Genomic DNA, 25,912 nt, shown 5'->3' with positions numbered 1-25,912 from the left:
GCCCTGCCAACCTCATTCATGTATAGATTAAGGACGGATAGCAACTTCGTTTTTTCATCTCGCCGACGCGCCGTGCCGGATTCGAGGTCGGTCCAGACAGCCACGCTGCTAGAGACGTCCGCCATTCCAGCCAAAGTAGCCATTCGATCGCAAGGATCGAATGACCGCTCTTGCGCAACGTACTGTTCTGATTGGCGAGCCGAACGGCAACTTCCCATCCATCTCGGCCATTGGCGGCAGTCAGGTGGTAGAGTTTGACCCTAGAACGCCAGCGGGTGAGACCGCCGTCGCCGGGCGGCGCTGGTCGATACCCGCTGTCGTTGGACCGACGTTTGCTGAAGATGAAGGTACCTCGCGCGAATTGCAGGCGCTGTTCGCAACCCATGAGACCGCTTATTGCGCGCTCCATCGAGTTGTTCATCGAGCGTGCAGCAGCCGGTACGACCGCCAAGACGGCGGACCCGATTGAGGAAGAGGCGTTGCTGGCCATCTGCTCCTATCCTGCGGCCACCCGAGGCGACCGCCGGGCCAACGCTGAGTACCTGTTGGCCGCTGAGGCGAGAGGTGAACTCGACCTGGAAGTGCACATGCAGGCGATCTTGCACTAGATGATGCGAAACTGATCGGGGCTGGGCCGGTCTCAAGAAGCCTCAACACGACGGCTGCGTGCGGGACGTCAGGCAGCATAGCCCGATGATGCCGGGGCGAAAGGCGGCCGGGTTTGCCGGCGACGGTGGGGATGGCTCTTGGGGCCCCTGCTACATATGCGTTTTTACGTGCTGGGCGGACTTCCATCAGAGTGGCGTCGCGAATTGACTATGCGGTTCGCAACGGTTCTCTCATCGTTGCTCGCGCCGGTTCTATGGGCGGACTCATCTTTTGCTCGTCGTCTGGGGACTTCATACCGCAGCTCGGTTCGATCCTTCTAGCGCTTCATCGATCCGAACGACATCGAGCCAGACACGGCGCCTGCCACTGCATGTCCGTTCGTGCTAGCGGGATGGCTACCGAGCGGAGGGCTCAGCCCGCGAACGACGATTTCGACTGTCAGGTCGCAGCGCATTACGCCGAGCCCTTGAGATCGGCAGGGAGGCCGTGACCCAACGCAACTACGCGGCGCGTCGTTGAGGAAAATGGAGACCCGAACGGACTCGACGAGAGTCGACGGCGGTCACGATGCTGTGGTGGTGATCGCAGTAGACGCGATCCGGTGAAGTTGGCCCAGCACAAAAACGGTAACCGCCGGGTACTGACGGGTCTTCGCTCACCGGGAAGCGGCACTGATAGACCCCTAGCTGAATGAGGGGAACGTCTCTCGAAGTTGGTCTGATATTTTCAGGCATGATGGTTTCAGATTCCTAGTTTCATAGCCATTGCCGGCCGAAGGCCGCAGTGCGACCCCGTCGGGCAAGCTTCTCTCGTTTTGGAGGTCTATAGACCAGCATATGGTGTCGGTCGCAGGGCCAATGAAGCCTGAGGCTATGCATTTGGACGCCAATTGTTTGCGACCTAAGGCCACACCTGCGCGGGTAGGAACGCACAGGGAAGTCCAATGTAGGCTGCCTCGGGCGCCGGCCCCGCCGAGGTTTGTCGGTGGCGGGGGTGGGGGGTGGCTTGTGGGGCCCTGTCAGGCGCCCCACCGACAACTCGTTCACAGTCGGGCCTTCCTCAACCGCTCTCGTGCCCAACCAAAATCACTTCGAACGACCGAGTTCGACCCCCAGCGACTTCATTGTCCGCGTTGTCGCCATTCACGCCGGATTGCCGCATCCGAAAGCCGAACTTCGTTCATCTTAGTTTTGGGGGCGCGTTACGGTGTGCGCTACGGGGAGCCGTGTAGACTTAACTGGCAGGTGCGCATCTGACTACTGCAACACTTGACGATCCCATGATCGTCCGGCCTATTCTCTAAGAGGGGAGGGATTTTCCATGGGGAGCTTAGTTCCGACGCTCGACGAGCTTCACGCTCGTCGATTCGAAGAGCATCGATCGACATCGAACGTGCTTGAGCGAGAGCGAGTGTCGGCCGATGGCTAGTGGTCCGGCCGTCGGCTGGTTCATGCTATCGGAGGCCGACCGCGACGCCGCGAACCGCTATCTGTCGAAGCTCGCGTCAGATGGGACTCGCGACGAGCTCGGGTTCGCGCCCATACACTTCGCCTTCGCCGATCGGTTCTTCCCAGGGACGTCGGTCCAGCACGCGCAGCTCCGCTACGTCTTCTTCGTGGCGTGGGCCTACCAGGAGTTGCTCGCGTCGACCGCCGGCGAGCGCTTCAGCCGCGACCGTCTGTTCGAGATCGAGCGCCGCTACTCGAGGCGGCTGATGGATACGGTGCGCCAACTGCAGAACTCGGGGATCTCGGGATGGATGAAGTATCAGACGGGCGAGCGTCCGGTGGTCCGTGCGAGCACGATCTACTGGACCGCGCTCAGATCCTGGCGGATGGCAAGCCCCGTAGCTGGCATCACCGGCGCCCCAACGGAAGTGCAGTTGCAAGGCCTCTGGCCCCGCCTGCTCACCCGTGACGACGGTGACGGCGGAAAGGTTCGGACTGGCACGCTGTTCGAGGATCTCCCCGGACCGCCACCGGGCTGGGCGAATAAGTCCGGGCAGTTGGACTTCGCCCTTCGGCGCTCGGAGGCCGACTACATCCGCTGCAAGTGGCGGGGGGCTGGCGAGGGAGGGACTCAGCCGCTTCTCAGCAGACTGGCCGAGGCCGGAGTGACGGCGCAGTCGCTCTGGTCCGCCAAGATCAGGAACGTGGCGACCGTCGAGGAGCGGAAGGATCTGCTGCTGGCGGAAAGGGCCGCCTCGGTCGCCTGCATCGCGCGGGGCGCCTACGCCGCCCTAGTCGAGGCCAAGCGCAATCAGGACCGCAGCACCGATGATCGTACTCACGCGGAGGCGCTTCCGCTACTCCGGGCGGAGCACCAGGATGCAGTCCTGGCGCTCGACGTCGCTGAACTGCGCAAGGCGACCCGCATCGACGGGCGCCTGACCAACTTCGTCGAAGCAATCATCGACTGGGTGCGCGCCGACAAGCCGCTCGAGGCAATTATGCGGATTTTGGAGACCCGCGAGCGCGACCTGAAGGATGGCCGCGCTTACCTCTTGAACCAGAAGCGGCGCGCCGACTGGCGCAAGGGGATCGCGATGCCACTCGACTACCGATGGCCCGTGGTCCGCAACATGATCGAGTGTGTGCGGAGCGTCGGATGAGCTTCCGGAAAGATGACCGCGTGTCGATCTTCGGCGCGCTGCGGCCGGATGAAGGCCAGACCGTCTCCCGCGCGGTGGTCGCGACATATTCGCTCGACCTGATCGCCATGCTGGGGCTTGTGCTGGCGCTCGGCGGGGACGCGGAGGTCGAGTTCGAAAACTCGCCACTTGGTCTCGTCCAGGCGTTCGACCGCGTGCGGGGCAAGCTCCAGGTGATCCATCAGCTCGGCCGGATCGTCGCGCCGCGCGCGCACCGCTCCGTCCTCCCGCTGCTCGACACGATGGTCTCCGCGATCGCCACGAACGAGCGCGAGCAGAGCTGGCATCCCAAGGTCGCGCTCATCCGCTACGAGGGCGACGCGGTCCAATGGCGGTTCTGGATCGGAAGCCGCAACCTCACGGGATCCTCCGACCTGGACGCCGGTCTGCTCCTCGTCAGTTCGCGCGACAAGTCAGCGCGGTCCGTCCCGGATATCTCCAGCCTCGCGCGAGACCTCCTCCGGGAGTCTAGCCTTACGGCGGACGAACTCGAGGAGCTGGGGATGGCGCGATGGGTGGCGCCGCCAGGCGTCACAGTGCGCAGCCTCCTCTGGCGCCGACCGGGCGAGACGCGCAGGTTCGTCGGAGCGCCGCTCCTCGGTCGCGGCGAGCGGGCGAGCGCGGTCAGCCCATTCATCGACCGTACTGGCTTGGCAGAGGTTCTTAAGGCTGGCTGCGCCAAGGTTACGCTGCTCACCACCGACATGGCGGCCTTCGACTGCTCGCCAGTCAGCGGCGTCGCCTTCCGCACTGCTACAGCGCCGGAACCCGAGACGGAGGTCTCGGTCGAGCAACAGATCGACGACAAGGTCGGGGAGTTCACTGAGCTGCCTCCAGCAGGCGTCCACGCGAAGCTCCTCGCCGTCACCAAAGGGAGCAGGACCGCGCTCATGGTGGGCAGCGCCAACTTGACGGAGCGCGGGCTGATCGGGCCCAACGCCGAGGCGGTCGCCATCCTCGACCTGAGGGATCCCGTGCTCGCCGACACCCTGCACGAGTTCGTCCATTCGGGTTTCGAGTTCCGCAAGGTTGAGATCGATGAGGAGCTCGCTGAGCACGAGCGCGCGAGGCGACAGCTCGACGAGCAGATCTCGATGCTACTCGAATGCGATTTCAGCCTCGCGTACGACGAGGAAGGGCTGCTGCTGCGGATCGGGGAGGGCGCCTGCGAGACGCTCGCGACCGCCCGCTTCGAAGCGTCGCCCTTCCTCGAGCCGGATGCCTGGGTGGATCTGGGCAGTGGCGTCCGGACAGTCCGTTTGCTCAAGGGCGTGGTGACGCTGAGCGAGCAGACCTCGCTCGTCGCTTTCCGGGCGAGCAGCCTCGGCGATCCCGCGATCCAGAGGAGTTGGGTGCTCTCGCTGCCGGTCGAGGGGATGGACGACGAGCGCCGCGACCGGGCGCTGCTCGTACGCTACGTCGGGGCGAGCAGGTTCCGCGACTGGCTCAGATCGCTGCTCGACGGTGTGGACGGGACGGCGGGACAGCGATGGTCGGAGCCGCGCCCGGGCAGGGAACCCGGAGTTGCCCTACGGCTGTCCGAAATGTTCACCCTTGAAACCATGCTCGCTGCTTGGGCCCGCGATCCACGGACGTTTGAGGGCCGCATCACCAGCATGATGGCAATGGTGGAATCCTTCCGGGAGGCCTTTCAGGCGCTCCCAGACGAGGAGGAAAGGCGGGCGGCGCTCGACGATCTCGACGACGTCCAACCGTTCCTCCAGGCGGTCCATGGCGCCGTGCATGGAGTGGCCTGATGGACTTGGCAGCCTTCCAACAGCGCACGGTGGAGGTGGCGCGCCAGACCCTGGAGGCCAGCGGCCCGAGGCGCTTCTTGGTCGCGGACGAGGTCGGCCTCGGCAAGACCGTCATCGCGCGTGCCATCGCCAAGGAGCTGCGCACGAGCCGGAAGCGACTGAACGTGATGTACATGTGCCCCAGTCTGGAGATCGCGGGGCAAAACAGGCCGAAGTTCGTTTCGCTCACCGAAATCGATGAGAAGGAGTATGACGCCGGCGAAGACCGGCTCGCCCTGGTACCCGGAGCCCCGCCCCAGGAAGGGGAGGGCTTCCGCATCTTCACCTTCACGCCGGAGACGAGCCTTCCAGGCTGGAAGCCGGGGCCAAGGACGGGCCGAAAGGCGGAGCGAGAGCTGATCCGGTCTGCGCTCGACCGTTTCCCGTTGCTCCGCTCCGTCGTGCTGAAACTCGACCGAGACCGTGGAGGGAATGGGCGCCGGCTACTCCAGGAGCGCGGAAACCTGAAGGGCTACACCGCCATCGGCATCGAACGCGCAATGCGCGACATCTTCGGCTGCCCGACCGGCAAGGTCGAGATGGCCGTCCTCGCCTGGCTGGACCGCGAGGACGTCGATGTGGTCGAGTTCGTCGCCCGCTTCCGCTCCGTCCTCGCACTTGCAGCACTCCGGTCCAGAACGGTGAAGCCCGATCTCGTGATCCTCGACGAGTTCCACCGCTACGCCGACCTCATACTTCCGAGGCCGGAGCAATCGGACTTGCGGCTGAAGTGCGAGCGTGCCCGAGTGCACCGACTACTCATCGACGCACTCCTCGGAGGTGAAGACCGTCCGGCGGTGCTGCTGCTTTCGGCTACGCCCTACCGGTTGCGCCGACTCGACGGCGAGGAGATCCATCCCGTCGACCACTATCGCTCCCTGATCGACCTGGTCGGGTTCCTCGCCGATGACCGAGACCACAAGGCCTTGGTCGAGGGCGCTTTCCGCGAATATCACGACGCGCTCCGCACCGGCGGCACTGCCGACGGAATACGCCAGTCGGTCCATGCGGCGAAGTTGCGCCTGGAGGGGCTGCTCCGACCCTTGATGGCGCGCACGGAGCGCGCGCTGGTTCACGAGGAGGACTTGTTCGAGCGCCGGAACCGGCAGGTGGAGATCGAAGCGCAAGACCTCGTCCTGTTCAAGCACTTCGCGGAGACATCGGGCAGCGAGTTCGCCGGCTGGGCCCCGGCAATGTGGAGCTCGATCCCTTATCCCGCTCAGACGATGCACGGCTACAAGGTGTGGGACGTCCTGACCACTGCGAAGCCGGCGCCGATCGAGGCGGGATCCGGCCGCGGTGCCTTCGCACATCCTCAGCTCCGACAACTCGCCGAGATGTCCGGCGACGCGGCGCACCTATCGTTGCCATGGCAGCCGCCGACCGTGGGTTGGTGGAAGCTCGAGGGGCCGTGGTCCACCAAGAGGCTGCTGCCGGGCAAGACGCTGCTCTTTAGCAAGTGGCGCGGTGCGCCCACCGCGATCTCCGCCCTGCTGTCGATCCACCTCTCCGGCGGGCTGCGCAAGCCGAAGGAGAAGGCGCCCACACCGCTCCTGCGTCCAGGGGGCAGCGAGACTGGGGCGCTAGTCGGCCTGTTCATGCCGTGGCCGAATCTTTCCCTCGCGGTCGAGCCTCTGAAATCGGCAGATGCGTCGGTCGCTACGGTACGTGCAGACGCGCGACGGCAGCTCGAGGACTATCTGCGCGGCAGAGGCATCAAGCTTGACGGCCGCGAGAAGCGACCGACGTGGATCGTGGCCGCCGGCGTCGAGCGAGCTCTCTCCATGTCCTCCTACCAGCGCATCTCTTCGCTAGCCTCTAGGGCGAGCCGAGGTGCCAAGGCGAAGGACTGGCAAACGCTCGGTCAGATCTTCCATATCTCCCACGCCGAACTCGTCGCGCTGGCGGAGTATCTACTCTCGTCCCCGGGCTCGATCATCGCGCGATGCGTCGCCCGACACCGCGTGCCGCAGGACACCTCTCGCAAGAGGCAGCGAGTGTTTGCCTTCGCGTGGGACAACCTGAGGCCGTATCTCGGTCACCGGACCTTCGCCGATCTGATACTCGCCGCCACCAGGCGCAAGCGCTATCCGGACGCGCTTGGCGAAGCGATGCTGAAGGGAGGCTTCGAGGCCGTCCTCGACGAGCAGATGGGACTGCTTGGCCAGCTCGGCGACGCGGAGGGAATCAAGATCATCGATCAGCTCTCCGCGAGCTTGCTGGATCGTCCAGGCTTGGTGCAGTTCCGCCGCGGCAGGACGAAGCATCGCGTGCCGGTCCAGGCGGTGTCGCCCTTCGCCGGCGGAGATCAGAGCCGCGGCGGCAAGAAGAAAGGCAAGCGCGTTCGTAGCGACACGCTGCGCCTCGCGTTCAATTCGCCCTTCTGGCCGCACATGCTTTGTACGACCTCCATCGGTCAGGAAGGACTGGACTTTCACCTATGGTGCAGCCGGATCGTTCACTGGGACCTCCCCAGCGACCCGGTCGACTTCGAGCAGCGCGAGGGACGCATCGCGCGCTACGGCAGTCTCGCGGTGCGCCAGTCCCTGGCACGCAGGCACGGCGAGGAGGCCCTGTCGCGGGCTGACACCGGGAGTCCCTTCGGCAAGCTCATCGCGCTCGCCCGACAGGTGAAGGATGGCCGGACCGGTCTGGAACGCTGGTGGCTCCCTGAGAGCGGGCGGCCGACCAGCGTCAGCTTCGACTGGCGCTTCAGCCTGAGGGCGGCACGTCGCGAGAGAATGCTGCAGGACCTGCTCTACTACCGGCTCGCACTCGGACAGCCGGATCCGGATGCGTTCGTAAGCATGCTGCAGCGCTTGGGTGCCGACGAGACCGACGCCCGAAGTCTCGCCATCGACCTATCGGCGATCTCGCGCCTTTCTGCTCCACCAGGCTGACGCGAACGCTAGGCGTCGGGGGGCGTGAGAGATGGAGCAACTGGCAGGCTGGACCTGAACCGCTCGCCGGCACATGCGGTAAGCTTTGCTGATACCCTACCGAGCGCATCAAGCTGCCCTTCGAAATCTTGTTGCTCCGGATTGGGCATCTTCCATCGCTCGTCCTTTCGCGCCCCCCATCTCCAAGAGGCATCCCGAGACTCGTGATGAAAGACCAATTCGTCGACGACCGGAATTCCTAGCCGTCGAGCACCTGCGGCGAACCCAGCAAGAGAATATTCTTCGAGTTCACCTGTTTTCAGGCCGCATTGGTTGACGCAGAGTGCGATCAACATCGGCAGCCCACGGGCGTAACAAACGTCGAGTAGCCGATCTAGGTGGCCGTTTGCGCCACTTATGAGCCAGTGTGCCTGGCTCCATGCAACATCGCTAGCCTTCGCCAGATCCCCATAGGTTATGCATCTTTGTTCGATCGCTGCCGGGCGCAAGAGAGCGAGCGACTTGTCGATGTTAAGTTTGTGCTTGATCTAGCTGCGCCTTGCCCGTTCCTCCAGCAGTTCGTGATCGAACGGCAGGGCCGTTGCGCCCTTCTGCTCGTAATGGCGGATGAAATTTTCAATCTCCTTGTCTGTCTTCGCCGGCCCCTCAGGCGGTTTAGAGGTGGGCGCCGAGCTTGCATTTCGGTGCTGTCCCTCTTGCCCTGGATTGCATCTACGAAATTCCAGCGTATCCTGCTTGTGCGCATGTGAGCAGAAGGTGGCGCCTGGCGCCTTGATTAGCCACCACACTAAGAACCACCGTCGGGATGGCGACCGACAAGGCTGATGTCACAAACGCCCCTTCCAGAAGGATGATCCACTCATGGATTCCAATGCCATTATTGCGTCCCTGCCGGTTGCAGGGGCCGACCGTGCTGTACTGATCGACGCCGCCAACACCGCGTTCGAGCGTGTAATTGAGCGGATTGAACCGAACGATGAGGAGCTAACCCGAAGCCTCTGGGATGCCGGTGACTACATCGACAGTTGGCTGGCTACCGACCTAGTCGACAAGCTGCCGATGCCGCGCGACGAGGTCGCGTACTACATCGATGTATTCCTCGTTCATCATGTCATTGGACTCGCGGTTGAGGCGGACAGAGAAGCCGCCGAACCGCAGCCCTGAACCGCCCAAGGCGGTAATCGGCTCAGGCCTTGCCAGTTGCGGCGGCGTCTGCTTGTTGCCCCGTTCTTGAGGACGGCGCGATCAAAAGGGTAAACTTTGCCGCCACCTCTTCGAGGGTGGCGGTAAGCCGGTTTATCGGTGACGCCGTTGCCGCCAACTCTGGGCCGTACCGGGTGATGAGATATTCCCGGTTCTGGCTGAGGGACTGAAGATGATTGGCGGTTTTCGCGCGAAGGCGCAGCCTCGCTTCGACGGTGTGCTTCGCCCGCGCCGCCAAGTCGAGTTGCATTTTGCGGATTTGATTGGGATCGTGGCCACGTTGGAGCAAGAGCGCCGTCAGATAGAGTCCGATCCCGTGGATGGCGGATAGTCTGAACGGCGCTCGGGTAAGCGGTTTGCCCGATCGGCCCAGCTGAAGCAGCAAGGTTGCGGCCTTTCGATACTCTTCCGCCAATTCATGTATCTGCTGCGGGGAGGCGAGCTCTCCCGGATATTTGCCCTCTGTCATCGCTCTTCACGCAATGTGGAATGTTACCGTTTGCCACAACGCGGCACGGGTCATCGAAGTATTTCCGACATAACGCTATTCGAATATTGTACGTTGAGGAAAGCCGAATCCAAGAAACCTGCGATGGGACCCGTAGGCGTCATTCCAGTTCCTCTACAACGAGCGTCGGCTTCAGGTCGCCGAAAAGGTCGACCAGAATTTCCCGCAATGTGCTACGGGGCACGAATGCAGCGCCCGGCACTTCATGATGATTCTTGCGGATCGGACGGACCCCGTTCTTGTTAGGGGTCACACGCCGCGAGTTTGGAAGGTGGTTCAGCGCCGCTAGCGGCTGACCGGGAGGGCCCCCAAACCAGAAGAACGGCCCCATGCCAAGATCGGGCTCCAGTCGGATCCAGATGGCGCATCCACTTGGTTTCTCAGCCAAAGCACGGGACAGTGAAACGGAGCCGGGCTTCTTCTGCGTTCCAGTTTTGAACTGGATGTGCCGAACGACCTTTCCCCTTGCCATAACCAGGTCGTACCCGTGGGCGTCGAATTCCGACCGGAGCACTTCAACGTCGTAAACGCCGAGCCGCCAAAGCTCGCGGAGAGCGTCCCCAACAAATACGTGCTCGACGATCCGCTCCCGCAAGGTCGAGTAGAGGTAGTTTGACGCGACCGTCCTCATATCCGGTCCACATCGAGGCCGGCGTCGACCAGCCTGCTTGCGATCTTGCGCATCTTGGCAAATTCGGTCCCAAAGGCCGGCGTCAGTCCCACGGCCTCGCAAAACTCTCTACCCGTTACGCCATCCAGGATACTGGCGTACTTGATCACCTGAACGTGAAGCTCGGCGATATATCCGTTTCTCGGCGATGTCTCGATGGCAAGCTTGATCTTCCTAAGTGCTTCGTCCGCAGTCATCCCGTACACCTCAGCAGTTATCTACCGGGTCATCGGCATAATTTAGCTAAAAGCTAATTGCAATATGCTAAGCCCATAGCGTGCAAACTTTTCTGGTCCTGAATTGCGAGGGCACGAGGATCTGAACCGACCGCAGCCTTAATCGCAGGCTCATGCTGCTTGCATTTTGTCGTAATCAATAGCGGGACGGCTAGTCCTCCCCGCCCAAAGCCTCACGAATCTTCTTCTTGAAGAATTCGGGCTGTTGTCGTGGGCGATTGGGATAGAAGGATCGACAGCGCTGGCGAATCTCGGCCTTATGCGGGTATCAAGTTGTCGCGACTGCCTGCCTTCTAGGCAGTTGTTCCGCCTTGACTGTTGATTGATTGTCGAATGCAAACAACAATCTGGAACAACCAGAGGGATTGGGGGAAAAGTGCCGATGGGCAGGGGCATAATAGTTAAGTTTCCGACGCCGGAAGCGCAGCTAAAACGCGCGGTCCGCCAGCATCTCAAGCGCCTTGGGTTCAAAAAGGGTAAGAACGGCTTGCTATTGCCGCCGGCGCAAGACAAGGAGGCGGTGCGGCAGCTCCATGGCGAGCAACGCAGAGGCAAGCTTGAGGCGAACACGGTCTTCCTTGCCCGATGTGTCGAGGAACTCCTGCCCCATTTTGCAGACGGCGACGAGATTGAACCTGCCAACATCAGGTTGGCGCTTCGGCGAGTGCGTAGCGATACCAAGGATGCGGACTTGTTCCGGCTGGCCACGCTAACCTGGTCCGTACCCGTATCGGCGGGATTTGGCCGCCGCCTGCGCTACCTGGTGTGGGACGAGGGTCACGACCGTCTGGCGGGGATCATCGCTTTGGGCGACCCTGTTTTCAATTTGTCGGTCCGCGACAAGTTGGTCGGCTGGAACTCGGCTGACCGTTCGTTGCGGCTGGTGCACCTGCTGGACGCTTATGTGCTGGGTGCTGTGCCGCCGTATTCGTTCCTGCTCGGCGGCAAGGCTGTGGCTGCACTGGTGCGGACGCAGGAAGTGGTGCGGGACTTCAAGGACACCTACGGTGAGTCCATCGGCATCATTTCGGGAGCCGCCAAGCACGCCAGCCTGCTGATGGTGACAACTAGCTCATCGATGGGGCGTTCGTCGGTCTATAATCGATTGGCCCTTGGCGGCACGCGGTACTTTCAGCCGGTGGGTTATACCATCGGCTGGGGGCACTTCCATATTACAGACGCCCTGTTTGAGAAACTGCGAACCTATCTCCGGCAGCTCAATCACGGCTACGCCGACCACCATGAGTACGGCAAGGGACCGAACTGGCGGCTGCGCACCATCAAGGCGGCGCTGACGCGGCTGGGCTTCAAAGACTCGCTGCTAAAACACGGCATTCAGCGGCAAGTGTTCCTGTGCAGCCTGGCCGCCAACACGGTCGACATCCTCCGTGGGAGCGGCGCCGATCCTGACTACAGCAACCTATTGAGCGTCGCAGAAGTGTCGGCGCTGGCCGTAAACCGCTGGATGGTACCGCGCGGCATCCGTGAGCCGGCTTATCGCAATTGGTGCAAAGACCGCGTGCCAGAGCTTGTGAGCGGCGCCGTTGCCGGTAGTCTCGCCGAGTTGAAGGAACAGTCTGCGCAACCTGCCAGTCGAACGGGTTGAGAGGATGTATTTCGCCATCGACGTTGCGAGCGGACAGCGGGTAGAGGCCTCGCTGGCGCAGCGGTACCGGCGGTACTCCTGCCCTGTGTGCGGTGCCCGCGTTAGCCCCCGGCAAGGCACCTACCGCGATGCGCACTTTGCCCACGTCTCGGGTGCCGCGCGACCGGAGTGCTACCTTTATCATGCGTCCGGGGGATGGCAGGGGCCAGGGGCGCAGTCGGCCGTGCAATCGCGGCCAGAGCCAGCCACTCCTCAGTTGCCTCTTGCCCTTACTCTGCATGTGCAGCCGCCCGTCAGCAGGGTACCTGCCCGCTGGGGCCTTGAGGTGCAGATTCCGCGCGCGCCCACCCCGAGAGGCAGGTTGACCTTCGACGGCGGTGGCGACGGGTTCCGGGTCGAGGTAGCCTGTGCCCGGCTGCATGTCGGCGCGCAGGCCTACGCGGTTAACCCTGACTCCCCGGCGTTCCGTGTGGTTTGGGTCAGCGGAGACGTGGACAACGCCTTTGGCGTCGCCGTGCAGGGGCGCATACCCGGTTTGGATTCCTTGCGGAGCACGGTCTTTTCGGCCGGCAGGGGCAGCCGACAGGCGTTGGCAACCGGCCTGGACTGGGGCACTGCCTATTACTTCGTGCAGCGTGCCGAGCTCGTCACGAGGGTGCCGCGGCAACTCGCAGTCACCCGTCTGGCCGACCTGAAGCAGTGGAGCTGCCTCCTGGTCACGCTCCCGCAGGTGGCTGACGAAGGGCTGGCCGAGTGGGTCAGGCAGGCTACCGGTTTGGCGGTACAGCAGGCCAAACGTCGGTGGGGTGTGGTGTCACCGCCCATGCACGTCATTGACGCATCGGCGCGCCTTGTCCTGGACACCAAAAGCGAATTCACCTTGGCGATCCATGCAGGCGATGGCCATGGTGAGGCCATCCTGCGCGCGCGCAGCGGTGATGACAGTGCCTCCGTACCCCTTGCACGGGGACAATGGCAATTCATACGGGTCAGCGGCTTTCCGGCGGCCGAGCCGCCTATTCTGGAGGTCGAGGGGCGGGCGTTGCCAGAGCTGCTGGTCAAACCTGTCGTGCGAGCGGCACGGGGGGCATTTCTGACCTTTGGTTCACGCTCGGTTTCGGCAAACTCGGCCGAGGCACGGCCACTACTTGAGCAGGTGCGGGCCGGCTCGCTCGACCTCTCTGGCCTCAATGTTCCGCGCGGCCTTGTTCCGAGCCTTCGGTCACGGCCAGCGGAAGCTGTCGATTGGACCCAGCGCGCCTTCGCGACCACCGCCGCGGAACTCCATTCGGCAACCGAGACAGTGACGACGGAAGCCCTCGCTAAACTACAAGACGCGCTGCGTGACACCAAATGCGACGTGGTATTGGACTTGGGTCCGTTCGGCGCATGGTGGTTCGATATGCGGGTGGCCACGGCTGGGCCGACCCGGCACCTGCCGCCAGCCACGCGTGCGCATGCCCGTTGGGTACTCGCTGCCGCTGGGCAGGCGGGCATTGCTTCAAGGTCGCAGTCCGACGAGGCGCTTTCGACCGCATTGCGCGCCATGATTGCGCCGCGTTGGCTTGAGGCTCACCACCGTATTGCCTTGACCCGCATTCGCGGAAACAGAGACGCAACATGACCCAGCCGTCGCCCACACCACAGGCTGTCGAGCGGCTACGCGCGCTTGGTGACCGCGAACTGCTGGCCTTCTTCAGCGAAGTGACCAGCAAGGCCAGCCGGGAACTGTTGCGTGTGCTGCCTAGTGTTGACGGCTTTCGCAAGGAAAGTGCCGCCAGCCTCCCGAAGCGCAAGCAGGCGCTGCTCCATCACTTTCTCAAGAAGGGCGGCGCTCCTAAGGCCAACAAGGAGCGCGCCGACCTCGCCTACTACTATCTGTGGCGCGCGTGGGCGGAACAGCACCTGAAGGATGTCGAGGGTCTCGCCGCGTTGCTCGACGCAATCGAGAATGCAACAAAAGACCATCCACAGGTGGTCACGGACCAGCCGCAAGCGGAGATTGAAGCGCTGTTCCGCTGTCTGCATGAACAGTCCTTTCTCAACAATTGTGCGGCAGAGACGATCTCGCGGCTTCTCCAATTTAGCCCCTTCGAAACCACCGATACGCTTGAGGGGCTGGTAAGCAGCGCCAAACCGCTGGTGGCGGTGGAGAGAGACCGGGAGTTGTCCATCCTCCCGAAGCGTATACAGGGCTATGAGGAACTGTTGAAAGGCCTGCAGGGCGACGTTGAGAGGTCGTCAGGCGAGGTTGCGCGATTGGCGGAGACTGTGACCGGTCTCGTGGCCCGGCCAGCCCAGGTGGTCGAAGAGGGCGCCTCTACGCGCGCACTAGAAACGGTGCTTGCCGAACTGGCGGCTGTGCGGAAGGAATTGGAAACCCATGGCGAGGCCGTTGCGCGCGTCAGCGCCACGGCAGACGGGCGCCTGAAGGCCGTTGAACGTAACGTGACCGACCTGGAGGCGCTCTGGAGTGACACCGAGGACCGGGCGGGCAAGCACACCGCGGAGCTTCAACAACAGCTTACCGACATTGCCGAAAGGGTCGGGCAACTAGGACAGAACACCAGCCCGGCTCCGGTGCAGACCGACGCGCCATCCGTGGCCTCTACGCCATCGCTACGGGTTGTGCCGCTGGAGCAACAACCGGACCCGATCAAGGCCCTGGCGACGGGTACAGAGGCTGCGGCCCTGCTGACATCGAACTACGCTGCGCTTGGCCTCAAGTCTCCGGGCGCCGCGGTCTTCGCGGAAGAAGTGCTCGCCGCTGCCGTGACCGGCAGAGTGCTGTTTCTCAAGGGATCATTCTCGACCGAGCTGGCCCGTGCGACCGCAATGACGTTCGCCGGGAAGCATGTGGTGCGGGCGCGGGTGCCGGTCGGTTTTGTCGATGCAGCGACGCTCGACACCGATGTGGTGGCAGCATTTGGCAAACAGGATGGCATGATCGGGGCGCTGGTGCTGGAGCGGGTCAACAATGCACCCTTCGAACTGCTGGCCGATGCGATCGTGGACCTGATCCGCGACGCAAGCGTCTTGGTGGTGGCAACACTGGCGGACGGAGTTTCGACGTTTCCAGAGCAGCCGCTCTATCTCCAATTGGGACCGGTGTTCGACGCGGATGTGCTGGACTGGAGCATTTTCCCCAAGGCAAACGCCATTGTCTCCGCAGGGGCGCTGGCGTCACTCGATCCCAAGGCCTTGTCGATGCAACTATCCAAAGGCAAGGCCCAAACGGAAGAGTTGTTAAGGCTTCTGCGGCGGGATCGTTCGTTGCGCAACCCGCGCATCGAGCGGACTGCAACAGCCTTCATGTCCACGCTTGAAGGTTTCCGTACTTCAAATGCGCCTACCTCGCTCCAATCCACCTCCTATGGCTGGCTGTGGCCGCTATGGCGCATGACGGGCCTGGCACCGGAGGACATCGAGGAGGAACTCGATGGCGGGCGGATCGATAGCGAGGACCATGTGGACACCCGCCTCCAACTCCTGCTCGACCTTGCTGGTATCAGGAGGGAGTAAGCACCGAGATGGCCTTGTCACTGCGTGTCCTTTCCGCCTCCGAGGTGCTGGCGAGTGCGATGGTCGGCTTGTCGATCCAAGGGCCCCCAGAAGCGGTTCGGCGCGCGTTGATTGCGGCGCACCTGCATGCGGCGTGCGACGCAGACGGAGCACGGGATGGTCACGGCGTGTTCACAGGGCGCCTTACCGACATGATCGAAACGAATCTTGGAGGCTTAATTGCGCCTGCTGAGGCGCGCCCGCTGGCTAACAAGGTGTTGGAGGCGCTCGAGGAAACGGGCGACCTTTGGCGGTCACCTAGAGGCTACTGGAAGTCAACACCTCCGCGCGCCGTCGCATTATCGGGAGGGTTGTCCTTCTTGCTAGGCGCTCTCCCGTCAGGTGGCTTTGTCACGGCAGGGGTCATGCGCTATGCGACTGCCGGCGCCACGGAGATGGTCGTGCAGAGCTTCGATGATTGGCTCGGTCGCGCTGAACCCATCGCCGTTTGGATGGGCAGGGCGCTCAAGATCTATCGCCCACGTCTCCAGCAGGCGGCAATGCCAGCCGACCACCTCGAAGTATACGCTCCGGACCAAGCGGTGCAGCAGTCGCGATCGCGCTGGATAAATGCCCGCGAGATTGAACTCGCCGGTGTCTCTTTGCGGCTGTGCCGGGCGCAGGCAAAGCCGACGTCACTCTACAACCGACCGTATTATCTCGGAGAGTTCGAACCCACGGCCGATGGGCTACTATTGCGGCGCGCAACTACGGTCGACCATGGACACGCGCGTCGGTTCCGCTTTGCCTACGATGACGCGCTTCGCGCTACACGCACGTTAAATGCCAGGCGGGACGGCGATCTGGTGCAGGTTACGCTGGTCAAGGATCTGCCCATAGAGGAGGCCCGCGTTCTGGCGCTTGGGTGGGAGTGTGAAGGCGCAACCCCTCGGTCAGTCCGTTCCATGGCCTTCCCAGTCCGCGCCATGCCGTTCGTGACACATGCGCTTGGGCGGCTGGGGATAAAACTGAGAGGGGCAGTGTCATGAGCAACGGGGTCGAGCAGAGCGAGCACGGCGTACACGCCACGGTCGGGCGGCTGGGCGCAAGCCTGCGCGGCTACATTGAGGCGCAATACCACGTGCGCAACCAGGCAATCATCCTAGAGCGGCGGCTGCTGCTGCAGGAGGACGGTGCGGTCGCGCAGGCTCCATTTGTTGAGTCTACTCCGGTTTATGAACTGGGGGCTCCCTATGACCAACTTGATCTGCCCCCAGCGCTGGCAAGGATGTTGGCGGAGCTTGCAGCGGCAAAAGCCGGCTTGTTTCCCCGGCCCTACGTCCATCAGGCACAAGCCCTTGAGAGGTACTTCGCGGGCTCCGATCTCATCGTCGCCACCGGTACCGGCTCGGGAAAGACCGAGAGCTTTCTGATGCCGATCATCGGCCAACTGACCCAAGAGGCACTCGACCGGCCAGCTACGGCGGCGCTGCCGGGCTGCCGCGCCTTGCTACTCTATCCGATGAACGCGCTTGTCAATGATCAACTCGGCCGCGTTCGCCGGCTCTTCGGCGACGAGGTTGCGTCGGCTATTGTTTCGGCGGGTCGCAACCGGCCGGTGCGCTTTGGCAGTTATACCGGCCGATCACCCTATCCCGGACTGCGCTCGGCTAAGCGCGACGGCGAGCGTATCGAACCGCTGTTCGAAAGCTTTTACCTGCCGCTGATGGCAACACCAGAAACAGTGTCAGGCCTTACCAAGATTGGGCAATGGCCGTCGAAGGACCTGGCCGCGTTCTACGGCAAGCAACACGAAGAACTGAAGCCCAATCCAAAAGGCGGTGCACCCCGGCGCTATCGTCACTGGGACCGCCGTCTCATCACCCAGCCCGGTGACCGCGAAATGATGACTCGCGATGAAACCCAGCGGGCATGCCCGGATATCCTTATCACCAACTACTCGATGCTCGAATACATGCTGATGCGGCCGATCGAGAGGTCCATTTTCCGGCAGACGAAGGAGTGGCTGCACGCTGACAGCGCCAATGAGCTGATTCTGGTACTGGATGAGGCGCACATGTATCGGGGCGCTGGCGGTGCGGAGGTTGCACTGCTGATCAGACGCTTGCTCGCACGTCTTGATGTACCGCGGGAACGCGTGCGCTTCATCTTGACCAGCGCCAGCTTGGGGCAGGGTACAGCGGCTGAGGCAGCGATCGACGAGTTCGCCCGCAATCTCACTGGATTGCCGCGCCAATCGCGGCGTGGGTTCGCGGTTATCACCGGTACGCGCGAACAGCGCCACGGCAGCGGCCAACCTAGCGACCGCGTGACCGACTTGCTCGCGGTTTTTGATTTGGCAGCTTTCGAACAATATGCAACCCATCCAGAGACTGCGCGAGACGCGGTGGCCGCATTGGCCGCTGGGTTGGGCTGGTCAGAACCAACGTCGGCGGAAGACCTGCCCGACTACCTGTTTGCCAACCTTACTGGTTTTCCAGTGCTCGAAAGGCTCATCGAGCTTGTATCCGGCAAGGCCCTCGCACTGGATGCCCTGCAGGAGCAACTATTTGAGCACCATCCCGAAGGTACTCGCGCTCTATCGGCCCTGCTTGCGCTGGCCCCTTTTGCGCGCCGCAAAGCGGACGACCGCGTACTGTTGCCCACCCGCCTGCACATGTTCTTTCGTGGCCTGCCGGGGCTATACGCCTGCGCCGATCCGAACTGTTCCCATGCACGCCATCAGGGACCCGGCCGGATTCTCGGCAGGCTACATACCCACCCCCGCCGGCAGTGCCAGTGCGGTGGACGGGTCTTCGAACTCCTGACGCACCGTGAGTGCGGTACCGCCTACTTGCGGGCTTACGCGGATGGACCGCAACCTGATTTCCTCTGGAGCACACCGTCAGGGCCGTTCCGTGAAGGCCGCCAGCCGCCGCTGGTTGAAGTGGAAGTGCTGATGGAACCGCCCAACCCGAGCTTTCTCGACTGCGTTTCCGCCTGGCTGGACATCCGGAGCGGCCGTCTTGATTACAGCGCCGAGCGGCCGGCAGAAGGCTTTACCCCCGTCTATCTGCCCACCCAGAACCAGGACTGGGTCAAGAATGGCGTAAGGTTTAGCAATTGCTGTGTCTGCGGCGAACCAACTCTGCGCAGTGAGACATCCACTATCATGGACCACGCCACCAAGGGCGAGGCGCCGTTCGCCAACCTAGTGAAGACGCAGTTGGACAGCCAACCGGCTTCGCGGACCGAAACCCGCGAGTATCCCAATGGCGGTCGGAAGGTGCTTCTCTTTTCGGACGGTCGGCAGAAGGCGGCCCGGTTGGCTCGCGATATTCCGCGGGAGGTAGAGCAGGACATTTTTCGACAAGTGTTGGCGCTGGCCACACGGGCGCTGCTCCAGGCGGGTCGCGAACCGCGGCCTGATCGCGGTCTTTACATCGCCGTGCTCAAGGTTCTGAGCGACAGCAATTTGCCAATCTTTGACCGAGAGGATGCGCAAACAATCGAGGACCAGGTGAAGCGCCTCCAAAAGGATCATGCAGACCAACCTATTGAGGAATTGCTGGCCGACTTCGACCCTGGACCGCCGCCCAGCCGCTACAGAATGGCCCTGCTTAGGCAACTGTGCGGGCGATATTACTCGCTGGCCGGCACGACGGTGGGTTGCCTCTTTCCGGCCCGGCGCGCGCTGGCGAAGCTTGTCAGTGCGGCTGCACCGTTGGTTCCAACGCTTCCCGCTGCAGACATGTCCGGCCTGGCCGCCGGGTGGCTAATGCATGTGGCGGACGGCTACGCCTTTGACCATACCATCGAGGGGAACGTCCGCGGGTCGGCGGCAGGCCGCTGGAGGAACGCGTGGGGCAGCAACGGCGCTTTTCCGAAGGCGATCCGGCCTGCGCTGGCCGCCGCCCTGCAGATCGACCTGGCTACCCTCGGTTTGGTCGAGAAGGAACTCGCGAACGAATTGGGGCTGGCTGACTCCACCGGCGCGATCTTCATCGATCCTGCCAAGGTCATCGTTCACATCGACCTGGACATGACATGGCATCACTGCGCCGACTGCACCGCGCTGTTGCCGATGACCGTTCATGGTCATTGCGCGGCTTGTGGATCAGGATCCGTCCAGTCGGTCACGCCTTCCCAGAGCGAATATATCAGGGCACGCAAGGGCTTTTGGCGTGCGCCGGTGGAACGTGTGCTGACAGGCGGTGCGCAACTGCGCAGCATTTCGGTCGAGGAACATACCGCCCAATTGTCAAACCGCGACAATGCACGGGTGCACGCGACCACCGAGCAATTTGAGCTGCGTTTCAAGGACGTCCGTATTGCGAAGTCCGACAAGCCGATAGACGTGCTGAGCTGCACCACGACCATGGAAGTGGGTGTCGATATCGGCTCCCTGGTTGCGGTAGGCCTGCGCAACGTGCCGCCGCAGCGGGAGAATTACCAGCAGCGAGCCGGCCGGGCGGGACGCCGCGGCTCGTCGCTTTCAACCGTGCTGACCTATGCCCAGAATGGCCCTCACGACGGCTACTACTACAACAACCCCAAACAGATCGTCGCGGGCGATCCCCGCAATCCCGACGTCAAGGTCGACAACCCAAAGATCGCGCGGCGCCACATCGTCGCCTACCTCTTCCAAACGTTTTTCCACAACTACATGGACCATCACGATGTATCCGTCGGGGCTGGATCGTCTGCCCTGTTCCGGGCACTTGGCAAGGCTACGGACTTTTTCCTCGGCGAGCCGATGTCGGGGCTCGATATTGCAAGCTTCGATATGTGGGTGCGTCAGGAGCTTCTTGCGCCAACCGGCCAACTGCGCCCTCTAATTCGCAACTGGCTGCCGGACAACCTCCGCGTCGCCCCTCGAACGATCGACGCCTGGATCGGCGATGAGGCCGCAGACTTGCTGGCGACTCTCGCCCGTTTCCGGGCTGAACTGGTAGCAGCAACCGCAGCAGGCGAAGGTGAGGAAAATGCTGCCGCAGGCGGCGAAGAGGAGGAGGACCGGCGTTCCGAGCGCGAGGCCATCGCTGATCAAGAACTGCTTGAGTTCCTATTCGCCAAGGGTTTGCTGCCCAGCTATGCTTTCCCCACGGACCTATCGAGTTTCCTTGTGGAGCGCCTGATTCAGCGCAACAACGAGTGGAAGATGGAGGTCGTCGAACGGCCGCAGCAGTCCATTGGCAAGGCCCTGAGCGAATATGCTCCCGGACGTCTGATTGTCATCAACAAGGAAACCTATCGCTCCGGCGGGGTGGTCGCGAACACATTGCCCGACGTCGAGAATCGCGCAGAGGCGATCTTCGAGCAACGCCACACGTTGGTGCACTGTGAGAACTGTAGCTTTGTCGCGGATTTGAATGACGTGACACAGGGTGGGGCGCGTTGTCCGGTGTGCGAAAGCGACCTGAGACATACGCACATGGTGGTGCCGCAGGTATTCCTGCCAGAGGAAGGCAGGGCGCTCAAGGACGACGATCGCGATCAGGACATTACCTACGCGACGGCCGCGCAGTTTCCCGTCCCGGTGGGCAAGGATGATCTGCCCAGCCTGCGACCCGTCGGCCGCAACCTCATGTACGTAGTCACCACTGACCGCCAGTTGGTGACCGTCAACAAGGGACAGGAGACGTCGGACGGTCGCAGCGGGTTCTGGATATGCAACCAGTGCGGACGCGCCTCGGTCGACGAGCAGCCGCACTTGTCACACAGCCGACCCTATAAGATTGAGTTCTCGTACGGGAAGCCGAGGCCGGGGTATCAGTGTGCTGGTACCTATGAAAACGTGTTCCTAGGTCACGTATTTTCCACCGATTTGCTGTTGCTGCGTATCAGCCTGAGGCAGCCGCTTGTTACCGAAACGGGCGACCCCCTGCAGTTGAGGATACTCGAAGACGCCCTGTACTCGGTTGCCGAAGGCTTGCGGCTGGCAGCCAGCCGGCATCCACAAATCGATCTTGATCCTTCCGAGTTCGGTGCGGGCTTCCGTATCGTCCCGAACCGGGAGGATGACACGCTACTGCTCGACGTCTACCTTTACGATACCTTGTCCGGTGGGGCCGGCTACGCCGATCTCGCGGCAAGGAACATTGAGGAAATCCTCCAGCAAACCCTCGCGCTGTTGGAGCAATGCCCCGCCAAATGCGAGCAGTCATGCGAGAGTTGCCTGCGACACTATCATAACCAGTACCTCAAGGAACGTCTTGACCGGAACCTCGGTGCCGAGCTGCTCCGCTACGCGCTCGATGGCACGCTGCCTGAGGAGAAGGCACCGGCGGCACAGGCCAATCTACTGCGCAACCTTCAACGGCTGCTCGAACTCGAGGGCTTTGCGTGTAAAGGACCTGTCGAAATGCAAGGAGTCACTGTGCCACTTGGCGTTTCCAGCTCCAATCAGCAAATCGCTGTTGGGCTGCGCCCTGCTTTGCTTACGCCGGAATGGCAAGGGCACTCGTTCAGTAACCTACCCCCAACAACCTCCTCAGTCGTGCTGAACGAATTCGTCCTGGGTCGTAATCTGCCAGATGAACATCAGATGGTGCGCAACGCAGTCCTCTATGAGAAATAGGTCAACCAACTAACCGCTGGCTCGGGACGGCGGCTGGAAGTTGGTCGGAGAAAGGCGATCCGCCGTCTTCGCAGCCTTCGAGCCTGCGGAACTCGGGACGTGCTCGTGGACCGAGTCCACTCGGGACGTGCTCGTGGACCGAGTGTCCGGATAGGGCATCGGGCCGACGGTGCACGCCGTTTGAAATACGTCATCTTGGCGGATCTGGGCTCCCTGAGGGGAGCCAGCGCCATTTTCGTCGAAGGCGCCAATACCAAGACTTTACGATCAGGGCTTTCGTAAGGAAGGAAAAATTGCGGATATGCCAGCAAGCGCACCCAGCGCGATCATCAGGACCGCGGCTCCGGAGCTAAGCTTCCCGGCAGCATTTGCGGCAATCATTCCTGGGCCAGCAGTCGCGATACCGATCGCAACAGCACGAATAGAAGCTAGGACAAGCGATCCGCCAAAGATCATCTGGAGAGAGATGTCTTGGCATACACGATCTTCTCCGTCGCCCTCTGCCGAAAGGAATAGTCTAATACCGCTAACGCGCCTCATCACCTCCGGTTCGGCTGCAAAAACGTAGCGCTTCAAGTCATAACGTGAATCGATGACGCTGCGTTTGGCAGATGCAAACTGGATCGAATCGTCATTTGCCTCGGCGACCAAGGCAAGTTCCTTTGGCGTCGGCCGGGCACCATCAGCGTCGATCGGGTGCTCGAACAACCTAAGGCAGTACACCTCGCATTCGTAGCGCTTGCCAGTCCGAAGTCGAAACGCGCCCTGCTCGACAGCACTCGACCGAGGCCAAGTTCCAAACCAGCTTCGGCCGGAGATCCTGCTGATCTGACGTACAGCGAAGAACGCGCTTTGCTCGGCTGCGAACGATTTATGACGGCTCAGCTGCTTTGCAGTCTCCTCAAAGGCTTCGAACGTCAAACGCTGGTGCGGTCGCAACTCAAAGTCGAGGGAAAAGCAATAGAACTCACTCGGCGCTTGAGCTGCGCTAGGCAAGCGCTCGCGACAGGCAGGACTGATTGCTGCGCGCAATTCACCAGTTGTCGCTTCACTGACATAGGCATCGGCAGCAAGAGTAAATATGTAAGACGTTCCGACGCTCTCAGCCCGAACAATGCGAGCGATGCGAATAGGTATCAATTCATATGGGACTGGATCACCGCTACCGGCTACAAAGCACACTAGTGCATACTCGCCGGCGAGTTGCTCGCAAGGAACCCTGTTACGAACATCGTCAGCAAGCCACTTGCTATCGTAGCGGAACTGCAACTGGCCGCCACGTGGAAGCGCGAGCATGCGGATGATATCATCCGCATAGCGGGCTCGGGCCGACGAAGACAGAAACACGATCATAGCGACCGATTCCCGAACTGACTAGCGCACGAAATTCGGCAGACCCGGCTTCGTTTCCCAAATAAGGTGGATCCAACCCTTAGGAATGTAGTGAGATAAGCCCTGACTGTCGAAGATGCGGTGACCGCCGCTGTCGCTCACGTTCAGCCTCTGCGGACTATCGATGCGGACCTTAGCACCCGATTCAAAATGATACTCGCGCCACGCCTCGCTGGAGATATCGCTGAAAACGAGATCGCTTTCGTTCTTGAACTCCGACGCTGTCGCAGAGGCCATGATGCGGTTCCGTCCTGTCTCTTGTCCAAATTTCATACAGTGATTTGGCCTCACGCGCAGCTTCATTCTGAGGTGGCGGTTCGTACTGTTTCAAACTCAGCAGCGATGACGTTACTGATCTAGCGATCGACTCAGTGCCGTTTTTGAAACTTCACAATATCAGAGCGCAAATGATACCTCTCGGCCATCGGTCGAATGTGATGTTCTCGTGACATTTACTAGGTCTTTGTCCTCCAAAGAAGGCTAGCTTTGCGCCCCTTCGTCCTTTCACTGCAACGCTTTCAGGACTGGAGCCTTCTACCTGCGCCCGAAAAATGCGCCGGGCGCAAAAGCCTCACGGGTTCACAATCCTGCCTCGATATTTGGGGCAGAGCACTGTGAAGGCTGGCGCGGCGAAGATGCCGCCGGATGCACAGTTCTCGTCAACGGGCATTTTGAAGGTCATCTCCCCTAACCTGAGGGTTCCCTTGCTGCAATTTGCCACCGCACTAATTTCGTCGCCAAGGAGGGTCACCTTCGTTTCGCGAATGCACTTTTCCGGCGACGAGAAGGTGCCTTGGGCCACATAGCCTTCATGGCATGCCTTAACGATGTCTGGTTCGCTGAACTTTGCCTTGGCCCGCGCATGTTTAGTGTTTACGCCCGTAAGCTCGATAACTGTCGCAGGCGGCTCGATGCAGCTTCGCTGGAGCTCGGCGCCTGGTGCCGAAGCGGCGAAGGCCAAGAAGCCGATGGCGAAGATGATGGCGCTAGTTGAGGACATCTGTAGCAGCGCCCTACGGGGAGCGACCCCCGACGCGGTTTGGGTTTGTTCAAGGTCTCGTCCGGCATGGTTCATCCTCCTGGTCCGACAGCTGTTGGGCGGTTGTTCCCCGCCGACGGCTCGAGCCCGCCTGAGCAGTTCGCTCATCTGCACTTCGCAGGTGCTGGCTGAGAGAGTAGGATTAGAACCCACGGTAGGCCTGCACGCACTTGATGCCCCAACCAATTCGCCATCTCTCCATTCCGCTTTTTGCCCGAAAAAATGCGCCGGCGCAAAAAACAATCGCGCCGAAGACATTGCCTATCTCGGCCATTTCTCCCAGAGCGCAGGCTCCCGCACTAGGATCTATTCTTCTGCAGGGTTGGTGGTTTGCACGCTCACGCTCTGAACCCAGCGCGAGCGGTTCGTTTTGCGCTCGTGTATAGCCAGGAACAAAGATCGTCCGTTTCGCAGCAGCGCGAGCGCGTCGCTCGCAAAGTATGGGGAAACGCGAAGCCACACAGTCCAGCATCGCTCGCCGCGGATCTTGGCGATGAGCCCCATGCCTGGGGGAGGAGTGTAAATCGGGATCTGTCGACCGCGGTATTGGCGATATTTGGGCGCACCGTACTTGTCGCGCTCCTGCGCATCTTTGAGTGTCGCACCGATGTCGCCTGAGCCCAAGTTGTCGCCGGAGACTGTGATCTCATAGGTGTCGCCCGCGCGCTCCTCTGGGTAGATGGATATTCCGGCGACAGTCAGTCTCGTAGTGAACCGATACAGGGGGGCGTCATCGTCTGAGTCCCAAGCGGATTGCGGCGAGTAGACGTTGTAGTTGACGGCACCCTCGACGCTCGCCTCGTAACGCTCCACTCTGATGACGAGATACGTGTGATCGTCTTCGGGCCGTTTCTGGCACTTCCTCTTGCGGAGCATCGGAACATCCGCCCAATAACTGATCGCTTTCATTCATTGGCGTAATGGGGACTTGAGGCAAGAATTCAACCGAACGAACCGTCTATCTACCCAGTCGCGCGCGAGAAGCTCCGCTGTCATGCAGGTTGATTCTGGTCACAGTGACGGCTGCTTTTCGGGTCTCTTATCGGGACCAAAAGCAGGCAGGTCAGCTAAGTGCTTGAAATTTCTGGTACGCCCAAGGGGAATCGAACCCCTGTTACCGCCGTGAAAGGGCGGTGTCCTGACCGCTAGACGATGGGCGCGCTCAGATGAAGCGGCTTATAATTGCGTTGTTCGCAACCGGCAACCCGTCTGCCGCCGCCTG

17 protein-coding genes and 1 tRNA gene are annotated in these 25,912 nt (G+C 61.7%); 9 read left to right on the top strand and 9 right to left on the bottom strand.

The genetic code is table 11. From position 1 onward, the window contains the following. Nucleotides 1-16: 16 nt before the first annotated feature. Complete coding sequence (locus tag EN846_RS35190) at nucleotides 17-490, bottom strand: hypothetical protein (protein ID WP_128347099.1); 474 nt, start codon at nucleotides 488-490, stop codon at nucleotides 17-19. A 1,539-nt stretch (nucleotides 491-2,029) separates the two neighbouring features. Here EN846_RS35190 and EN846_RS19070 point away from each other — a divergent pair. The 4 genes from EN846_RS19070 to EN846_RS19050 all read left to right on the top strand — a co-directional run bounded on the left by EN846_RS19070 (nucleotide 2,030) and on the right by EN846_RS19050 (nucleotide 9,119). Further along, nucleotides 2,030-3,220: a DUF6361 family protein gene (locus EN846_RS19070; protein ID WP_127391171.1), complete on the top strand. Its 1,191-nt coding sequence runs from the start codon at nucleotides 2,030-2,032 to the stop codon at nucleotides 3,218-3,220. After that, nucleotides 3,217-5,016: a phospholipase D family protein gene (locus tag EN846_RS19065; protein ID WP_127391172.1), complete on the top strand. Its 1,800-nt coding sequence runs from the start codon at nucleotides 3,217-3,219 to the stop codon at nucleotides 5,014-5,016. The genes EN846_RS19070 and EN846_RS19065 overlap by 4 nt, the downstream gene beginning before the upstream one ends. After that, on the top strand, nucleotides 5,016-7,955 hold the full coding sequence (locus tag EN846_RS19060) for a DEAD/DEAH box helicase family protein (RefSeq protein ID WP_127391173.1): 2,940 nt from the start codon (nucleotides 5,016-5,018) through the stop codon (nucleotides 7,953-7,955). Before EN846_RS19065 ends, EN846_RS19060 begins: the two co-directional genes overlap by 1 nt. An 861-nt stretch (nucleotides 7,956-8,816) precedes the next feature. Then, nucleotides 8,817-9,119, top strand: coding sequence for a hypothetical protein (locus EN846_RS19050; protein WP_127391174.1), 303 nt, complete (start codon nucleotides 8,817-8,819; stop codon nucleotides 9,117-9,119). A gap of 22 nt (nucleotides 9,120-9,141) precedes the next feature. On the opposite strand, the gene EN846_RS19045 is transcribed toward EN846_RS19050, so the two are convergent. From EN846_RS19045 to EN846_RS19035, 3 genes are all read right to left on the bottom strand, one after another. Then, nucleotides 9,142-9,627: a hypothetical protein gene (locus EN846_RS19045; protein WP_127391175.1), complete on the bottom strand. Its 486-nt coding sequence runs from the start codon at nucleotides 9,625-9,627 to the stop codon at nucleotides 9,142-9,144. A gap of 139 nt (nucleotides 9,628-9,766) precedes the next feature. Then, nucleotides 9,767-10,297 carry a hypothetical protein gene (locus EN846_RS19040; protein WP_127391176.1) on the bottom strand — a complete coding sequence of 177 codons (531 nt, stop codon included), beginning with the start codon at nucleotides 10,295-10,297 and terminating at the stop codon, nucleotides 9,767-9,769. Continuing rightward, nucleotides 10,294-10,533, bottom strand: coding sequence for a transcription factor (locus tag EN846_RS19035; RefSeq protein ID WP_127391177.1), 240 nt, complete (start codon nucleotides 10,531-10,533; stop codon nucleotides 10,294-10,296). Before EN846_RS19035 ends, EN846_RS19040 begins: the two co-directional genes overlap by 4 nt. Before the next feature lie 421 nt (nucleotides 10,534-10,954). On the opposite strand from EN846_RS19035, the gene EN846_RS19030 reads away from it, so the two are divergent. The 5 genes from EN846_RS19030 to EN846_RS19010 all read left to right on the top strand — a co-directional run bounded on the left by EN846_RS19030 (nucleotide 10,955) and on the right by EN846_RS19010 (nucleotide 22,259). Then, on the top strand, nucleotides 10,955-12,178 hold the full coding sequence (locus tag EN846_RS19030) for a Druantia anti-phage system protein DruA (RefSeq protein ID WP_127391178.1): 1,224 nt from the start codon (nucleotides 10,955-10,957) through the stop codon (nucleotides 12,176-12,178). Between the two features lie 361 nt (nucleotides 12,179-12,539). Then, a complete protein-coding gene (locus tag EN846_RS19025; protein ID WP_127391179.1) occupies nucleotides 12,540-13,802 on the top strand; it encodes a hypothetical protein in 1,263 nt (420 codons plus the stop codon). After that, nucleotides 13,799-15,700 (top strand): hypothetical protein, encoded by a 1,902-nt coding sequence (locus tag EN846_RS19020; protein WP_127391180.1) that lies wholly within the window; start codon nucleotides 13,799-13,801, stop codon nucleotides 15,698-15,700. The genes EN846_RS19025 and EN846_RS19020 overlap by 4 nt, the downstream gene beginning before the upstream one ends. Nucleotides 15,701-15,708: 8 nt before the next feature. Further along, nucleotides 15,709-16,728 carry a hypothetical protein gene (locus EN846_RS19015; protein WP_127391181.1) on the top strand — a complete coding sequence of 340 codons (1,020 nt, stop codon included), beginning with the start codon at nucleotides 15,709-15,711 and terminating at the stop codon, nucleotides 16,726-16,728. Continuing rightward, a complete protein-coding gene (locus tag EN846_RS19010; protein WP_127391182.1) occupies nucleotides 16,725-22,259 on the top strand; it encodes a DEAD/DEAH box helicase in 5,535 nt (1,844 codons plus the stop codon). Before EN846_RS19015 ends, EN846_RS19010 begins: the two co-directional genes overlap by 4 nt. 267 nt (nucleotides 22,260-22,526) lie before the next feature. Here EN846_RS19010 and EN846_RS19005 read toward each other — a convergent pair whose 3' ends face one another. From EN846_RS19005 to EN846_RS18985, 5 genes are all read right to left on the bottom strand, one after another. After that, nucleotides 22,527-23,612, bottom strand: coding sequence for a hypothetical protein (locus tag EN846_RS19005; protein ID WP_127391183.1), 1,086 nt, complete (start codon nucleotides 23,610-23,612; stop codon nucleotides 22,527-22,529). Nucleotides 23,613-23,633: 21 nt separating this feature from the next. Beyond that, nucleotides 23,634-23,888: a hypothetical protein gene (locus tag EN846_RS19000; RefSeq protein ID WP_127391184.1), complete on the bottom strand. Its 255-nt coding sequence runs from the start codon at nucleotides 23,886-23,888 to the stop codon at nucleotides 23,634-23,636. 334 nt (nucleotides 23,889-24,222) lie between these two features. Next, on the bottom strand, nucleotides 24,223-24,726 hold the full coding sequence (locus tag EN846_RS18995) for a hypothetical protein (protein WP_127391185.1): 504 nt from the start codon (nucleotides 24,724-24,726) through the stop codon (nucleotides 24,223-24,225). Nucleotides 24,727-24,996: 270 nt separating this feature from the next. Beyond that, nucleotides 24,997-25,599 (bottom strand): hypothetical protein, encoded by a 603-nt coding sequence (locus EN846_RS18990; RefSeq protein ID WP_127391186.1) that lies wholly within the window; start codon nucleotides 25,597-25,599, stop codon nucleotides 24,997-24,999. A gap of 176 nt (nucleotides 25,600-25,775) precedes the next feature. Continuing rightward, nucleotides 25,776-25,850, bottom strand: a tRNA-Glu gene (locus EN846_RS18985). Nucleotides 25,851-25,912 lie beyond the last annotated feature (62 nt).

The sequence above is a fragment of the Mesorhizobium sp. M4B.F.Ca.ET.203.01.1.1 genome, from assembly GCF_004791025.1.
Taxonomy (GTDB): Bacteria; Pseudomonadota; Alphaproteobacteria; order Rhizobiales; family Rhizobiaceae; genus Mesorhizobium; species Mesorhizobium abyssinicae.
The sequence above is the reverse complement of the archived record's forward strand: the minus strand, read 5'-3'. Positions and strand labels throughout refer to the sequence as shown.

Bases quoted from the DNA above. Each gene is read 5' to 3' on its own strand.
- EN846_RS35190 (WP_128347099.1), bottom strand. From the start codon at position 490: ATGGCCAGCAACGCCTCTTCCTCAATCGGGTCCGCCGTCTTGGCGGTC.
- EN846_RS19070 (WP_127391171.1), top strand. From the start codon at position 2,030: ATGGCTAGTGGTCCGGCCGTCGGCTGGTTCATGCTATCGGAGGCCGAC.
- EN846_RS19065 (WP_127391172.1), top strand. From the start codon at position 3,217: ATGAGCTTCCGGAAAGATGACCGCGTGTCGATCTTCGGCGCGCTGCGG.
- EN846_RS19060 (WP_127391173.1), top strand. From the start codon at position 5,016: ATGGACTTGGCAGCCTTCCAACAGCGCACGGTGGAGGTGGCGCGCCAG.
- EN846_RS19050 (WP_127391174.1), top strand. From the start codon at position 8,817: ATGGATTCCAATGCCATTATTGCGTCCCTGCCGGTTGCAGGGGCCGAC.
- EN846_RS19045 (WP_127391175.1), bottom strand. From the start codon at position 9,627: ATGACAGAGGGCAAATATCCGGGAGAGCTCGCCTCCCCGCAGCAGATA.
- EN846_RS19040 (WP_127391176.1), bottom strand. From the start codon at position 10,297: ATGAGGACGGTCGCGTCAAACTACCTCTACTCGACCTTGCGGGAGCGG.
- EN846_RS19035 (WP_127391177.1), bottom strand. From the start codon at position 10,533: ATGACTGCGGACGAAGCACTTAGGAAGATCAAGCTTGCCATCGAGACA.
- EN846_RS19030 (WP_127391178.1), top strand. From the start codon at position 10,955: ATGGGCAGGGGCATAATAGTTAAGTTTCCGACGCCGGAAGCGCAGCTA.
- EN846_RS19020 (WP_127391180.1), top strand. From the start codon at position 13,799: ATGACCCAGCCGTCGCCCACACCACAGGCTGTCGAGCGGCTACGCGCG.
- EN846_RS19015 (WP_127391181.1), top strand. From the start codon at position 15,709: ATGGCCTTGTCACTGCGTGTCCTTTCCGCCTCCGAGGTGCTGGCGAGT.
- EN846_RS19010 (WP_127391182.1), top strand. From the start codon at position 16,725: ATGAGCAACGGGGTCGAGCAGAGCGAGCACGGCGTACACGCCACGGTC.
- EN846_RS19005 (WP_127391183.1), bottom strand. From the start codon at position 23,612: ATGATCGTGTTTCTGTCTTCGTCGGCCCGAGCCCGCTATGCGGATGAT.
- EN846_RS19000 (WP_127391184.1), bottom strand. From the start codon at position 23,888: ATGGCCTCTGCGACAGCGTCGGAGTTCAAGAACGAAAGCGATCTCGTT.
- EN846_RS18995 (WP_127391185.1), bottom strand. From the start codon at position 24,726: ATGAACCATGCCGGACGAGACCTTGAACAAACCCAAACCGCGTCGGGG.
- EN846_RS18990 (WP_127391186.1), bottom strand. From the start codon at position 25,599: ATGAAAGCGATCAGTTATTGGGCGGATGTTCCGATGCTCCGCAAGAGG.